Annotated in this window: 1 protein-coding gene; it reads left to right on the top strand. The window is 33.9% G+C overall.

All coding sequences use genetic code 11. The features are described from left to right. Positions 1 to 283: 283 nt before the first annotated feature. A partial coding sequence (locus VB654_RS25135; RefSeq protein WP_323216556.1) for a hypothetical protein occupies positions 284 to 943 on the top strand: 660 nt, incomplete at its 3' end.

The following is a 943-nucleotide window of genomic DNA, read 5'->3' as shown; positions in this document are numbered from 1 at the left end:
CACTAGCACTATTGTTCCTTCCGGTAAATGTGCTGACTCCAGCAGTTCGATCTTTCCTTCCCAAACGGTAGCGCAAAGTGTTTTTAGCATATCCGTTTTATGAATGGTTCTGTTTTTATTTTATGCTTCGATGCCTCAGAGAGCGTAGAAACGTAATTGCATAGTAATTTTGTACTCACAAAACTTTTACACCACCCAGCAAATAAAACTTCAGTAGAGGTTACAATATGGTGCATAATTTTGGGTAACAAAAATAAAGCCCTAAGAGTTAAAAATAGCTTTGATGTCTACTGAATTACTTGCTGAAACTTTAATCCCACTTTCTATCCCAGAACGGAAAGCTTTAATCTTACATCATGCTTTATTAGTTGATGTGACTCACATCGCAGATGAAGATTTACATATAGCATACAAATACGGAAAAATAATTTCCTCAATAGCACCTGCTTACTTTCAATATCAAATCTTACAAGATAAGCAGAACGGAACAGTTTTAGAATTAGATAGACAATCTCAGTTAATTGCTAGTAAAACTGAGAAGTTTGGAGATAATTTTATTGCGTGGTTAAAAACAGATTTTGAAAATAAAAGTGCAATACTTGAGCATCATCCTAACCCACGCAATCTTTTTGAACTCTGTGGAGCTAAATTGCTAGTTACTAGCAACTCAGTGACAAGAAGCCTTAGCACCAAAATGGGCATACTCTGGGAACAAATAGCTGATATTAGTCCTTATGTAATTGTTCCTGAATTTGACTTTGAAATTAAAATTAAGGGAATAGATATTATTATTTTTGCAGAAGAAAAAGTTCAATTTGCACAACTAAAAACTTTAAAGGGAACACTGACAGGTTCACAAAAGAATAGAGCTAAAAAAGAATTAAGTATTCATGATAACCCATTATTTGTATCAGCTTTTGATTTGGGTGACTGGACATTTAAC

The sequence above is a fragment of the Nodularia sp. UHCC 0506 genome, from assembly GCF_034931045.1.
Lineage (GTDB): Bacteria > Cyanobacteriota > Cyanobacteriia > Cyanobacteriales > Nostocaceae > Nodularia.
The sequence above is the reverse complement of the archived record's forward strand: the minus strand, read 5'-3'. Positions and strand labels throughout refer to the sequence as shown.